Annotated in this window: 15 protein-coding genes; 7 read left to right on the forward strand and 8 right to left on the reverse strand. The window is 44.6% G+C overall.

Translation table 11 applies throughout. From position 1 onward, the window contains the following. Positions 1-90: 90 nt before the first annotated feature. Genes L0660_RS03185 through L0660_RS03200 form a run of 4 tightly spaced genes read right to left on the reverse strand, consistent with a single transcriptional unit; the run spans position 91 to position 3,994 of the window. On the reverse strand, positions 91-897 hold the full coding sequence (locus L0660_RS03185; RefSeq protein ID WP_235158003.1) for an FkbM family methyltransferase: 807 nt from the start codon (positions 895-897) through the stop codon (positions 91-93). A 15-nt stretch (positions 898-912) separates the two neighbouring features. After that, a complete protein-coding gene (locus L0660_RS03190) occupies positions 913-1,815 on the reverse strand; it encodes a glycosyltransferase (RefSeq protein WP_235158005.1) in 903 nt (300 codons plus the stop codon). Positions 1,816-1,817: 2 nt separating this feature from the next. Further along, positions 1,818-2,432: a methyltransferase domain-containing protein gene (locus L0660_RS03195; RefSeq protein ID WP_235158007.1), complete on the reverse strand. Its 615-nt coding sequence runs from the start codon at positions 2,430-2,432 to the stop codon at positions 1,818-1,820. Between the two features lie 41 nt (positions 2,433-2,473). Beyond that, entirely contained in the window at positions 2,474-3,994 is a 1,521-nt protein-coding gene (locus L0660_RS03200) for a lipopolysaccharide biosynthesis protein (protein ID WP_235158009.1), read from the reverse strand. A 124-nt stretch (positions 3,995-4,118) separates the two neighbouring features. Between L0660_RS03200 and wecB the strand changes: the two genes are divergently transcribed. Beyond that, the gene (gene wecB, locus L0660_RS03205; RefSeq protein WP_235158011.1) at positions 4,119-5,252 is read left to right on the forward strand and encodes a non-hydrolyzing UDP-N-acetylglucosamine 2-epimerase; all 1,134 of its coding nucleotides are present in this window, start codon (positions 4,119-4,121) and stop codon (positions 5,250-5,252) included. Next, entirely contained in the window at positions 5,249-5,893 is a 645-nt protein-coding gene (locus L0660_RS03210) for an FkbM family methyltransferase (protein WP_235158013.1), read from the forward strand. Before wecB ends, L0660_RS03210 begins: the two co-directional genes overlap by 4 nt. Here the strand turns inward: L0660_RS03210 and L0660_RS03215 are convergent, their stop codons facing one another. Then, the gene (locus L0660_RS03215) at positions 5,894-6,220 is read right to left on the reverse strand and encodes a GNAT family N-acetyltransferase (RefSeq protein ID WP_235158015.1); all 327 of its coding nucleotides are present in this window, start codon (positions 6,218-6,220) and stop codon (positions 5,894-5,896) included. It abuts the gene before it with no gap. A 20-nt stretch (positions 6,221-6,240) separates the two neighbouring features. Next, complete coding sequence (locus tag L0660_RS03220) at positions 6,241-6,498, reverse strand: hypothetical protein (RefSeq protein WP_235158017.1); 258 nt, start codon at positions 6,496-6,498, stop codon at positions 6,241-6,243. A gap of 595 nt (positions 6,499-7,093) precedes the next feature. On the opposite strand from L0660_RS03220, the gene L0660_RS03225 reads away from it, so the two are divergent. The 3 genes from L0660_RS03225 (at position 7,094) to L0660_RS03235 (ending at position 8,924) form a co-directional block, all read left to right on the forward strand. Then, positions 7,094-7,714 (forward strand): response regulator transcription factor, encoded by a 621-nt coding sequence (locus tag L0660_RS03225; protein WP_233795532.1) that lies wholly within the window; start codon positions 7,094-7,096, stop codon positions 7,712-7,714. Positions 7,715-7,817: 103 nt separating this feature from the next. Continuing rightward, positions 7,818-8,360: an RNA methyltransferase gene (locus tag L0660_RS03230; RefSeq protein ID WP_235158024.1), complete on the forward strand. Its 543-nt coding sequence runs from the start codon at positions 7,818-7,820 to the stop codon at positions 8,358-8,360. A gap of 138 nt (positions 8,361-8,498) precedes the next feature. Continuing rightward, positions 8,499-8,924, forward strand: coding sequence for a histone H1/H5 family protein, HCT subfamily (locus L0660_RS03235; RefSeq protein WP_235158034.1), 426 nt, complete (start codon positions 8,499-8,501; stop codon positions 8,922-8,924). Positions 8,925-8,978: 54 nt separating this feature from the next. Here the strand turns inward: L0660_RS03235 and pgeF are convergent, their stop codons facing one another. Further along, positions 8,979-9,755 (reverse strand): peptidoglycan editing factor PgeF, encoded by a 777-nt coding sequence (gene pgeF / locus L0660_RS03240; protein ID WP_235158056.1) that lies wholly within the window; start codon positions 9,753-9,755, stop codon positions 8,979-8,981. A gap of 210 nt (positions 9,756-9,965) precedes the next feature. On the opposite strand from pgeF, the gene L0660_RS03245 reads away from it, so the two are divergent. After that, positions 9,966-10,952, forward strand: coding sequence for a glycosyltransferase family 2 protein (locus tag L0660_RS03245; protein ID WP_235158059.1), 987 nt, complete (start codon positions 9,966-9,968; stop codon positions 10,950-10,952). Between the two features lie 42 nt (positions 10,953-10,994). Here L0660_RS03245 and L0660_RS03250 read toward each other — a convergent pair whose 3' ends face one another. Continuing rightward, complete coding sequence (locus L0660_RS03250) at positions 10,995-11,510, reverse strand: DinB family protein (protein WP_233795537.1); 516 nt, start codon at positions 11,508-11,510, stop codon at positions 10,995-10,997. A 92-nt stretch (positions 11,511-11,602) separates the two neighbouring features. Here L0660_RS03250 and L0660_RS03255 point away from each other — a divergent pair, with 92 nt between their 5' ends. Next, positions 11,603-12,832, forward strand: coding sequence for a metallophosphoesterase (locus L0660_RS03255; protein WP_235158061.1), 1,230 nt, complete (start codon positions 11,603-11,605; stop codon positions 12,830-12,832). Positions 12,833-12,881: the final 49 nt, after the last annotated feature.

The following is a 12,881-nucleotide window of genomic DNA, read 5'->3' on the forward strand; positions in this document are numbered from 1 at the left end:
ATTTGATTTGGTCATTGTATACAGTACGGTGGGTTTTAGGATTGGTCACCGAAGTAGCAGAATTTTTTTTCTGACGTTTTTATAAAACCCTTACTCCCGCCAGCCGAAAATATTTAGCTGTAAATCCATCACGTCGTTGCCTCGGTAGCGGTAGTTGGTGAAGGGTTTGAGGCGATGCTGGTTGGTGTCGATGTAATAACGGAAGTTGTTTTCTTCGAAGATGCGGATGATTTCTGCCAGTCCCTGCGGATTGCCAATGTAGGAGTGGAATTCGACAAATAAATTCTGAACATGGCCCAGGGCGTCGCGGCAGTCATTGAGCACTTCTTTCTCAGCGCCTTCAATGTCGATTTTCAGAAAATCAATGCGCTTTTCGGCCAGGAGAAAGTCCTTTAAACGGATTGAAGCAATTTTTTTCTTTTCAGCACTGGAATAAATGGAGGAAGAATCTGCCGATTCGCTCCCAAACCAAATGCCCTCATCATTCATCCAGACGGCCTTATCAATGATCTTAACATCATTAATGCTGTTATTCCTCAGGTTATCACGAAGCAATGCGGCGATTTCAGGCTCCGCTTCGAAGGCCGTAATGTGTGATTTTGGGAAAAGCTTTTTGAAATATAAAACACTCATCCCAACATTGGCCCCACAATCGAAAATGACCGGCTCAGGATTTTTTGACTCAAAAAAATAAAACTCATCAGCAAAAATCTCCTTATGCTGCCAGAGAAACGACATTGTATCGGGCACGGTCAGTTTTGAATTTCCAAATTCAACCTGCGTCCGCGTATGCCTGCGACTGTTGCCATATTTCAATAGCAGACCCATAAACTCACGGTTGGTTGAAGTCCGCAAGGCGTTGAAAGGTTCTTTCAGTAAATAGCGCAGCCAATACATATAATTTCTGTTTCGTCAGATCCGGTATTTGATCCGGTTCTTGATCTTTAATGCAAGCGGAAGTTTGTAATAATCCGCAAATGCCTGAATAACGTGATGATCAGGCACAATGTTCGGGTCGATCCGGATTTTGCTGTCGCTCACTTCCGAGCCATAATAGCCCGTTTTAAATGTAAAATTCGTCCCGCTGCCATCTGTGCCAATGTTCCTGATTTTCGAATGCACCGGATATACGCCATATGCATCATTCAGAAACTGGCTGTAAGTCCAGCGGATCGCCCAGGAATCGATTACTTTTCGCTGTTGCTTTACCAGCATGGGCCAAAGATCTTCTCCGCCTGATTTAAACTGATTTCTTTTAGTTTTATCCTTTTCCAGCTCGTCAAACGCTGTAACTTCCCAATCGGCCTTATTCCATTTGCTCAGCCAGGTTCCCCAGCCCCACGAACTTGCGCGCGGTGCGAGATAAAGGTCTTCCTTATAATGTGCCGGGAACGAGATCGGCGGGCCGTAAGACGTTACTGAAAAAACGTCTTTCCGCGATTCGAATGCAGTTAACGCCTCATTCATAAAAACCAGGAAATCCGGCGCGGTAAGCATGTCATCTTCCAGCACAATCACCTTTTCAAACTGGTTCAGCACTTCGGTAACGCCTCGGATCACAGAAGCCGCCAAGCCCTTATTTTGCTCTGAATGATGGATCTTAATGTGCTTGAAACCAGTAATTGAGGCTATATAAGTCCTTACATCCGCTACTGGGGTTTCATCGGACTTATTCCGGGGCCCGTCTGAAAAAATAATCAGCTCGCTTTCCGTTGCCAGCATGTTCTGTTGCAGCGCCTCGATCGTTTGCTGCAAATGCGCAGGGCGATTGAAACAAAACAACACGATAGGGGCAAGACTGGCGGGCAAACTCATTGTTAGCTTTTATAAGCATCGATGATCAAAGAAGTATAACCCAGTATTCCGCCAGCATTACGGCTGTCGTGGTCCGCCGAGCGCCTGATCATGCCATCTTCGGGCTTCCAGGGCGACTTGTGAAACCGACCTTCTTCATCAAAATATTCGAGCAATTTTACTGTAAAACCAACAGCTTCGAGTGAGCGCGACATGATTTGGTAATTGTAGAGCAGCTTATGGTCATCTGCCCCGTTTCCCGTGCCGCCGGGCTTTACATAATTGATGTATTCTTCGCTGGGATTAAAACCATCCGGAACCGCAACTCTCAGAAAACCACCGGGTTTGAGATACGTATGGCAATGTTTGAATGCGAGTTGTCCTTCTTCCAGTGTCAAATGTTCCCAAACGTGTTCGGCCAGGATTTTATCAATTGAATTTTCGTTAAAATATTTTTGCCAATCACTTTCTTTTAGCAAGTTAAGTGTCTCAATATCAGAATGTATCCAGCCTTTGTAAAGCGAGTACATGCTTCCCACGACCATATTGACCGGTTTGGTCGGATCGTAGGTGGTCAATTGATATAAACTATATGGCTGTTTGAGAACGCCGGCAATTATTTTTTCCTTTAACGACATCAGAAATGGATCTGTTTTAATGCTTCAAAGATAGCGGTCTCTTATTTTATCCTCAGAATACTTGTCTTAATTAATTTCCAGCCACTTCCGAAGCCCGCCGAAATGTCCTCTGATACATTCCAGAGCAGGATTCCGCCACCAAAAATCACTGTAACAATAACCGAACGGGCCAAAATGATCATTACGGTGGAAATCAGGTCATCAGATTCGGGAAACGGCATGTAGTGAGCGACCAGATAGGCAACAGTCCCCAGCAATATTACCTTGAATGTTCCCAGTGTAAAGGGTTGAATGCCAAGTTTTTGTCTTATAAAAAACAATTTGACAAAATTATAAATGACCGTGGAGAAAAGCGCAGCGGCAGCCGCACCATTGAAGCCGTAAAGCGGGATCAGGAACTGGCTGCTGAATAAGATCAGGATCGTGAAAAACAACATGAAAACAATGTCGTAGCGATAGTATTTCGAATTGGTCAGGATTTCCGTATTCAGGCCGGTCATCATATCAACGATTCGGGAAATGCCGACCATTAACACAACCCATTTGCCTTGTGAGTAAATATCTGATTTTGGAATAATACCAAAAATAGCATCAATGTTGGTCCATATGCCCAGGAACAGGAAGGAGCCGATAATGAAGAGGTTAAGCGAGGATTTTTTATAGATCGTGTCAATGTGCGCAATGTCGTTGCGCGTATAAGCTTCTGAAATAATCGGCGCGCTGATCATCACAATGGCATTTCTGGGAATGGAAATGACCAGTGCGATCCGCGAGGCAATGTCGAAAATGGCAGTGCTGCCCAGACCGCCTTTGAATGCGGGTAAAAGGACTTTTTCAATATGCGGAAGCAATGCGGCACTGGCCCCGCCAAGCAAAACCCAGAGCCCGTAACGATACATTTCCTTGAACGCAGGGTGTTTTACAAAGCCAAAATCCAGCCTGGTATAAAGGCGTTTTTGCAGGTGCAGATAGATCAGCATGGCCGCAATGGCAAGTCCGTAGCTCAGCACGGTAAGGTTCACCATCGTGTCAAAAGTGATGATTTTATAACCAAACATGATGACCACCGCGCTGTTAAAAAGCCGTAACCCAACCTCGCGGATGAGGGAAGGAACCGCTATACGTAAGTTTATTCTTGAATAAGATTCCAACGCGAGCAGATAAACCATTCCCACGGTGAGCGGGATAAAAACGTAGTAATACTTGACCAGCATAGGAGAATGGTCAAGGTAAAATTTGAGATAAAGCGGCTTGAAAAGCAGATAGAGCACCACAAAAGCGGCCAGACCGACCAATGGCGTAATGATGATAAATGTAAAAAGCTGCCTCCGTGACTCGTGATCCTGGAACCGGCTATGAAACCGCACGGCAACCGACGGAACGCCCAAAAGCGCAAAAGACATGTAAATAACTGGGAAAGTCAGCAGGGTGGAAGCGTACAAACCCAATTGTTCCTGGGTCAGAAACTGGTTATAGAGGATGAGGATGTTAAAAATGCCGATGACAACCCCGACGTAAGAAACGATTGAACTTTTAAAACCCTGACGTACAATTATCCCCATGAAGGTGCAATGATTAACAAGGCAAAATTAAGACAAAAACCAGAAGATAGCCTAACCGCGGAGCCCGATTAGTTCCTCTGAATGTTTGTGATAACTTTGCTTCCTTAATTAAACACACTATTTCTTGAAAGTAATCAATATCGTTGGGGCACGTCCCAATTTTATGAAAGTCGCGCCGCTGCACCGCGCTTTCACACGTTATCAGGATATCAATTCCCTGATCGTCCACACCGGCCAGCATTATGATTTCCGGATGTCCGGCATCTTTTTCGAACAGCTTCAACTTCCCGAACCGGATTATTTTTTAGGCGTAAGCAATGGTTCGCACGCGCAGCAAACGGCAGCTATAATGGTTGCATTTGAAAAGGTGCTCCTTATCGAAAAGCCGGACATCGTGCTGGTCGTGGGCGATGTTAATTCCACGCTGGCTTGCGCACTGGTGGCGGTAAAAATGCACATTCCCCTAGTGCATGTGGAAGCCGGGCTAAGGAGCGGCGACAGGAAAATGCCCGAAGAGATTAACCGGATTCTCACCGATGCCATTGCAGATCAGGTTTTTGTAACGGAGAAGTCGGCGGTTTGTAATCTTTTAAAAGAAAATATTTCGCCTGAAAAGATTCACTTTGTCGGCAATGTAATGATCGACTCGCTGCTGCACTGTTTGAATCAGGTTACCGACGATGCGCGGCAACCTGTAAGGCAAAACGAATATATCCTAATGACCATGCACAGACCAGCTAATGTGGATAATGCGGTGGTAATGCTCGAAATCGCAAACATGATCAGGAGGTTATCGGCATTGCATCCCATTATCTTCCCGATCCACCCGCGTACATTGAAGAGCCTTGAAGCGCAAGGATTATTGCATGATTTGAAAAAAATCAAAAATCTGGAAATTACTGAACCTCAGGGTTACAGGGAGTTTTTAACATTGATTAAAAACGCGTCTCTTGTCATCACCGATTCGGGCGGCATTCAGGAGGAAACCACGTTTCTGAAAGTGCCTTGCATTACATTAAGAGAAAGCACCGAGCGTCCGGTCACTGTTGAAGCCGGTACAAATTATCTGCTGCCCGACTGGAATGCGCAATCCGTGGTGGAAATGGCCAGAAAGATAATGGGGGGACATTGTAAAAAAGGACAGATCCCGGAATTATGGGATGGTTGCGCAGCAGATCGCATCGTGACAATTCTGCGAGAAAAGTACATTAATTCGTACGTTTGTGCCGGTAAGCGTCAACCGTCGGATTTGAAATGATTAAAAAAATAAAAAACAACACCTGGGATCTGCTTAATGGAATCGGCCTGGGTGGGAGTGTGCAGCTTTTTCTGGACGGTGCTTTGAAGCAGTACGGCTGGTTCAGAAGTTTTCATACCAAACAATCCGTTGACGCAAATGGTGATCCGCTTCCCTGGTATACATATCCATTTATATTGTTTTTGAAACCGCGTTTGAAGCCTGATTTCGTGGTTTTTGAATATGGTTCCGGAAATTCTACCCGCTGGTATGGTGCCCGCGTGAAGCAAATTACGGCTGTGGAACACGATGCGGAATGGATCAAGCTTATAAAGCCAAAGCTTCCGAGCAATGCAAAAGTTATCGAAAAACCGCTGGGCGATTCTTACATTCAGGCGGTTAAGGATGCTGGTGAGCATTATAACATTATCATTGTTGACGGACGCAACAGGGTGAAATGTGCCAATTTTGCAGTCGATTATCTGACCAATGATGGTGTCCTGATCCTGGACAATTCGGAACGTGAGTGGTATCAGAAAGCGAAGGAATATTTGAAAGAAAGAGGTTTCCGAAGACTGGATTTCATTGGTATGGCGCCAATTGTAGGCATCGAAACGTGCACGAGCGTGTTTTACCGGGATGGTAACTGTTTGGGCATCTGATCAGCGGAAAGTTATTTCATAAGTCATTTTCAAACATTCTTTTCCACCAATATTTTTCTTGAACCTGCTAAGCGAAGGCTTGTGGACCCCATTGCCATCCAGCGAAATGCCCAGGTCTAATATCCTGATGTTTTCCCGCTGACAATGTTGATAAACGCGATCCATTAACATGACTACCGGGCTGTAAACGCGGTATTCAGGTAAATCCCCGCACAAAAAGTTATAAAGTATGTGATCGTTAACCCGCACCGTCATGGTAAGGGCGATGATCTTTTCCTGGTCAACAACCTTAAAGATCTGATATGCTTCGGGAAATTTGTGTCTCAATATGTCAATTTGAGATAATGTTAACGGCATGCGGTAACCATTACTTTCACGGCAGTGTGCCAGGAATTCACAAGTAACCTGGGATGAAATTTCATGCGCTGGCCCAGCTCTGAATCCAGCAAAAACAGCTTTTTTGAATTTTCGTTTTTCCGCCGGCCTGATGTGAGCAATGAAGTCATCGCCATCCACATCAATATAACTATTAACGCAGGCCTGAACGGGGATAAGTCCAGTATATAGATAAGCGTCGTGTAATAAGCGTTGTTGATCAGGTTCATAGCAGCATGGAGCAGTTTTAATCGTCAGCAGTTTTCCTGAGCGATCATTGATCCACTTTTTAATACAATTTATAAAAAAGACAATCTCGCTTTCCCGGCAATCCGTACCGCATTGAATGCCGCCAAATGGAGCGTTAGGAGGCGAAATCCAGCTGCTATCAGGCATTTCTACACATTGAAAAATGGCTATGACATGCTGAGGATCTTGGCGGAGCAGAGAGAACGCATATATCGGACCGGCAGTCTGGGTTGATAAATGCTCCGGTTCCAGGTATAAAAAAGGGAGAAAAGCCAATGTCTTTGAAAAGTGGCTTTTTCCAATATCCAGACAAACTTCCAGTTTATCTGTTTTTCCTAAATAGTGTGTGTTGTGAGAAATAATCTGAAAGCTAAACGACTAATTAGTAGTATGTAACTGATGGTTTACTTTAAAGTATGCCCTTGGGAGACTATTTTATTCAAAATTGTTAAAAATTGAGATACTAATTTGATATTTTTTATGTTTAATACAATGCTGATTGCTATTTTTGTTGATTCCCTGGTTTTTATAGACTGGCACCTGCATTTTTTTAATTAATTGGACTCAAACCCGTACATGAAACACATACTTATTGCCGAAGATCATGCAGTAGTGAGAATAGGCACCAAACACCTCCTCAAATCACTGATACCGGACTCAACTATTTCGGACGTCGACGATTTTGACAAGATACTTCAGGAGATTGAAGTGAAATCGTACGATCTTCTGATCCTCGATATCAACATTCCTGGCGGGAACACGACGAAAATGGTTGAAACCATCCGTCAAAAATCTCCCGGCATAAGGATATTGATGTTTTCAAGCTATGACGAACAGCAATACGGTTTGATGTATCTCCAAGCCGGTGCGGACGGTTATTTATCGAAGGACGCGCCTGAGGAAGAGTTTAAAACGGCCGTTATGAGCGTTTTGAACAATAAAAAATACATGAGCGAAGATATGCAGCAAATGAATATCAATAGGCTCATCAATCCAAGAGAGTTTCTTCCAGACCCGATCGTAAGTCTTTCGCCACGGGAAACGGACGTAATGAATCTTTTGAAAGAAGGATTAGGAACCGCTAAAATTGCTGAAAAACTCAACCTACAGCTCTCAACCGTTAGTACTTACAAAGCTAGGATTTTTGAGAAACTGGGTGTTAAAAATATCGTTGAACTGATCACGAAGATCAAATAATTGACTCAGGAAAAGATTGAACCCTGCACTTGGCCGTGCGGGGTTTTTTTGCGGGGTTTGAAAAATTAATTTGCTTCTTTCCCGTACGTTTGCCGAAACATCAATGAAAACGCGGATGCGCAAGTTGCAGATTGAAGAAATGGGCCGGTTGACGGTTGAAGAATTTAAGGAATCGGAGAAATTCCCATTTGTTATTGTCCTTGATAACATCAGGAGCCTGGCCAACATTGGCTCCTTTTTTAGAACAGCAGATGCTTTTCGGGCTCAGAAGATCATTTTATGTGGTTATACCCAAAGTCCCCCCCACAGGGAAATTACCAGGAGTGCCATTGGTGCCGAATTGTCGGTGGATTGGGAAAAGAACGATAGCGCCGAGGATGCGGTGAAACAGTTGAAGGCTCAGGGTTATGAAGTGTGGTGTGTGGAGCAGGCGGAAGGGAGCGTAATGTTGCAAAATTTTGCTCCGAACATGGAGAAGCCGTGCGCATTTGTGTTTGGAAATGAGGTGGAAGGCGTCGCGGATAATGTTATTGCCGCTGCTGACGGCTGCCTGGAAATCCCGCAGTTTGGAACAAAGCATTCCTTTAATGTGTCCGTATCCGCTGGAATCGTACTCTGGGAATTTGTAAGCAAAAAGATAACATAAATATAATACGAGATATTTGGTGTTTATCGCTTAATAAGCATTAATTGCAGGTTATAAATGCAATGATATATCCTCACGTTCACACGCCGTTTGCTAGTTCAACCGGGTAGAAACTTTACCAGAATTTAAAACTACATTATGAAATCTGCTACAAAAAAATTATCGACCGAAATTGCAGAAACGCTTTCCGGCAAAATCGCTGCAGTTTCTGCAGGTTCCAAGAAAATAAAGAAGTCTATCGAAAAGGCGGCTGAAAAACTGGCTAAGAAAGTAGCAAAGTTTGAGAAAGAAACTGCCAAAAAACAGGCTAAGGATGCTAAGAATGAAGAGAAAAAGCTGAAATCGAAAGACAAAGGTAAAAAGGAAGGCAAGAAAGAAAAGGCTGCTAAGGTTGCTGCGCTCGTTGCCGCTGCATCCACAAAAGCTGCTGTTGCCGCTCCCGCTAAACCGATCGCTGTAAAAGCAACCAATGCTAAACCAGCCGTTGGCCGCGCCGCTTCGCGACCAGCTACCCAATCTTCATCGGAAAAGGAAAATCCGGTTGTAGAAACACCAGCTCAATAAAAATACATGGAAGTAAAAGAAAGACAGCATCCCAGGATGCTGTCTTTCTGCTTTTTAGCCTCGGTCGGTCATCCCGATCGTTGCCAGTAACCTTCCTGTAAAACCTTTTTCCAAGCGGTAGGAAAAGTAATCTTCGTTGTTGAGCACCGTCGAGAAAGGGGAGACTTCTATGTTCTCCTCAGACAGCCCAGATGCCAGGAGCTGGTCGCGGTTGCTCGCCTTCAAATCCACGAAATATTTCTGTTTTTCAGAATCATAGCGTTTATATTTTCCTTCAAAATGTTCAGAAACGTCTTCGCCGACTTCAAATGAACACTCATCGATGCATGTGCCAATGTAAGCGACGCAATTTGCCGGGTCTGCGCCGAACTCTGCTTCGAGCATAGCGATGGTTTTAGCTGCAATGCCCTTTACGGTTCCGCGCCAGCCTGCATGGACAGCAGCAACACTCCTGGTTACCGGATCAAAGATCAGGATCGGGGTGCAGTCCGCGATCGTTACTGCTAGCTGAATGTTCGTTTTGTTGGTAATAAGCGCATCGTAACCATCAAACCGGCCTGGATTTTCGACATTTAAAATTTTATCATCATGCACCTGATGCGACTTGGCGACGGTTTCAAACGGAACATTTAATGCATTGAAAAAGCGAATGTTGTTTTCCAGCACGTCCGCAGGATCGTCTTGCGAGCCGCCCAGGTTCAATGACGCATATGGTGCTTTGCTTATGCCACCGTGCCTGGTGCTTTCCGCAGCGATAAGGCCGGCGAATCGGGAAAATATATGCGGAGCCCTAAAAAGTGGCTTGCTAATGTTGGTTTCTGTTGAAGACATGAAGAAAATGGTCGTGGTCAAACTTTCACAAATGTAGATTATAGCAAATTAATGTTGGGTAACGGAATTTATTTCACCGGGTTATAAGTTTAGTGTCTGTACTGACGAGCTGAAACAGTGGCAATCCCGGCCGGAAAATATCATGATTCGGGTAAAACGGGAATAAAAAATTAAATTTACAGCCAGACGTGCATCAATTGACTAATGAATATGATAAAAGTGAGTGTGTGTGTTGTCACTTACAACCACGAAAAGTTTGTAGCCCAAATGCTGGATTCGATCTTAATGCAGCAGACTACATTTCCTTTTGAGATTGTTGTAGGGGACGATTGCTCCAAGGATAATACGGCCGCTATATTAAAGGATTACCAGCAACGGTTTCCAGATAAGATCAGGCTTTTGCTGCATCCGAAAAACATGGGGCTTAATGGTAAATTCAATGCACTTGCCACATTTGCAGCCGCCAAAGGCGAATACATAGCGCAATTTGACGGCGACGATTACCTGATTTCTCCGCATAAGCTTCAAAAACAAGTGGAAATGATGGACGCAAATCCGCATTACTCGGCTTGTTACCATAATGCCCGCGTTATTTTTGACGACAATGCAGCGCCGCCTTATCTGGTAAATACGCTTTCAAAACCGGAAATAACCGTGGAGGACCTGGTAGGAGAGGACGAGCTTTGTTTCATCGCGACTTCCAGCTTAATGTTCCGTCGGGAGGATTTTGCCAAACATCCTGATCCTGAGTGGACCAACCTTTCAACCAGCGGCGATATTCCCAGAAATATCATGTTTGCCACCCGTGGCCCGATTGGTTATATCGACGAAGTGATGTCGGTTTACAGGAAAAACAGGGGAGGGGCAAGCTTTGCGGATAACCATTATGGCGCCGATTTCCTTTTCAACCGTATTCAGCTTTATTCCAACATTAATAAGGAGCTGGGCTATAAATACGATGATAAGTTGAAGAAGAACATTGCCACTTACTATTATAAGTTGCTGTTTTCGAAAGAATATGGCAAAACTTACTGGCCAAGATTGAAGTATGCGCTGAAATATCTGGCTGATGGAGATCCTTCACCGCAGCGAAGGAAGGAAGTGATCCGCGACTTTGTTATACCACCCGCGTTCATGAAATTATACAGCTTTTTTGCATTGAACCTTTATAATATCAAGTCAAAAGCAAAGGCTTGAAGCAAAACAAAAATGGGATCTCGTCGATCCCATTTTTGTTGATTAGAATAACATTTCTTTTGGAGGCGTCGCGCCTTTCATGCGAATGTAAGGCGTTGTCTGCCCGCGGTGGTGTGTCTGGTGTTCGAATGCTTTCTCGAATGCAACACCGGCTTTCATATCCATCCCGAATACTTTCACGTCTTTCGCAAGGTCTGCTTCGGTCATGCCTTTCAATGTGTTGATAACAAAATCATAGCTTTCCATAACCGCCTTAGAAACAGCAGCTTTGGATTGATCTGTCATTTTTTCTGCTGAACCCTCAAACGGACTTTTTTTACCGGATGCGGCCGAAACAAATGCAAAGTTAGCATCTGCAATATGGTCCATCTGGGCCGCAAATGAGCGGATTTCAGGTGTGGGCTTGAAAGCATAACCTTCTTCCGGCATTGCATCCAGATATTGTTGGGTGTATTTTTTTGCTCTTTCCCAGTCAGCAACCTGCTTGGCGATCATCGTTTGTGCAAATGCAGCACTCGCCGCAAAAAAGAACATAAGAGTAAAAGTCAATTTTTTCATTTGAGTCTGTGTTTATGGTGGTTTAATTTTTTTGGGAAAGGTAATCAATAATCATTTTATTTACCGGTTAACATCCGAATATCGAATTACATATGCCCGAGTCAGCAGAAGACCGAACCAAAAAGTATCTGGACCTTGGTCACAGCGAAGCCGAAAATCATGCAAAAACCCAACTTGAACTTTACGAAAAGCACGTTAAGGATACATCCAGTGCAACCAATGTTGTTTCTAACTTCTTCAAAACCAATCTGCTGGGTTTTGCCTGGCATTATCTGAAAAGTCGTTTCGGGCCGCGGCATCCTTACCAGGCTTATCCGAGGAATGGTGATACGGGCGTTTACAAGTTAAATTCTTCTATTCCGTCGAGGGATGAAATAAGCATTGCATTGCTGTCCGATTGGGCCAGCGATACGGCGGAGTCAGATGCAGTCGCGCATTTGGTTGCCCGCTACGCGCCTGATTATACGATACATATGGGCGATATTTACTTCGTAGGTGCGCCAAAAGAGATTGAAGATAATTTTACCGCTCCGCACGCTTCCTGGTATTATGGGGCGTCGGGAAGTTTGGCTTTATCGGGCAATCATGAGATGTATTCCAATGGAAATGCCTTTTTCCAGCACCTGCTGCCTGCTATGTACATTCAGGAAGGCGATGTGAAAAAATCGCAACAAGCCGGGTTCTTTTGTCTCGAAAACGAACATTGGCGCATCATAGGGATTGATACGGGTTATACTTCCGTCGGCAGGCCGTTTGTAGAGATCCTTTCACCGCCCGATTGTCATTTGAAAGATGAACAGGTGGCGTGGCTCAGGGATGTTGTTCAGCTGGGTAACCCGGAGGACAAGCGCGGGATCATTTTCCTGAGCCATCATCCTTATATATCATCATTCAGGGAAGATTATGCGAAGCCTGGCGAACAGATCCGGGAGCTGATGGGTAATGTAACACGTCCGGTTGTGTGGTTCTGGGGGCATGATCACAGGCTGGTTGTGTACAATGTTGGTACCAACGGAAAAGGTCCCCAGGCTTATGGGCGTTGCATCGGTCACGGTGGCTTACCCGTTGAAACGGCGATGCCTGTCGGGAAAGACCTCGAAAAAATAGGTTATTATGACCGCAGGGTGCGGAAAGTGATAAAAAGACATCAGATCGGTTACAATGGCTTTGTCCGATTGCTGCTGAAAGGCAATGTCGTTACCGCAGACTATCGCGACTTGGAGGATCAATGTGTGTTTGAAGAATCCTGGACGTCGGACATGACAAACGGCCAGTTGGAATGGAAAATATTACAATCCATGCCCGAAATGGCCGTTCGTTGAAACGTTTTTGAAACGATTAATCAGCTTGAATCAGCGATTGATCAGCTCA

This window comes from Dyadobacter sp. CY351, assembly GCF_021502625.1.
GTDB classification, from domain to species: Bacteria; Bacteroidota; Bacteroidia; order Cytophagales; family Spirosomataceae; genus Dyadobacter; species Dyadobacter chenhuakuii.

Coding starts and splice junctions, on each gene's coding strand:
- L0660_RS03200 (WP_235158009.1), bottom strand. CDS start 3,994: ATGGGGATAATTGTACGTCAGGGTTTTAAAAGTTCAATCGTTTCTTAC.
- L0660_RS03255 (WP_235158061.1), top strand. CDS start 11,603: ATGCCCGAGTCAGCAGAAGACCGAACCAAAAAGTATCTGGACCTTGGT.
- L0660_RS03250 (WP_233795537.1), bottom strand. CDS start 11,510: ATGAAAAAATTGACTTTTACTCTTATGTTCTTTTTTGCGGCGAGTGCT.
- L0660_RS03220 (WP_235158017.1), bottom strand. CDS start 6,498: ATGAACCTGATCAACAACGCTTATTACACGACGCTTATCTATATACTG.
- pgeF (WP_235158056.1), bottom strand. CDS start 9,755: ATGTCTTCAACAGAAACCAACATTAGCAAGCCACTTTTTAGGGCTCCG.
- L0660_RS03195 (WP_235158007.1), bottom strand. CDS start 2,432: ATGTCGTTAAAGGAAAAAATAATTGCCGGCGTTCTCAAACAGCCATAT.
- L0660_RS03235 (WP_235158034.1), top strand. CDS start 8,499: ATGAAATCTGCTACAAAAAAATTATCGACCGAAATTGCAGAAACGCTT.
- L0660_RS03225 (WP_233795532.1), top strand. CDS start 7,094: ATGAAACACATACTTATTGCCGAAGATCATGCAGTAGTGAGAATAGGC.
- L0660_RS03190 (WP_235158005.1), bottom strand. CDS start 1,815: ATGAGTTTGCCCGCCAGTCTTGCCCCTATCGTGTTGTTTTGTTTCAAT.
- L0660_RS03185 (WP_235158003.1), bottom strand. CDS start 897: ATGTATTGGCTGCGCTATTTACTGAAAGAACCTTTCAACGCCTTGCGG.
- L0660_RS03210 (WP_235158013.1), top strand. CDS start 5,249: ATGATTAAAAAAATAAAAAACAACACCTGGGATCTGCTTAATGGAATC.
- L0660_RS03230 (WP_235158024.1), top strand. CDS start 7,818: ATGAAAACGCGGATGCGCAAGTTGCAGATTGAAGAAATGGGCCGGTTG.
- L0660_RS03245 (WP_235158059.1), top strand. CDS start 9,966: ATGATAAAAGTGAGTGTGTGTGTTGTCACTTACAACCACGAAAAGTTT.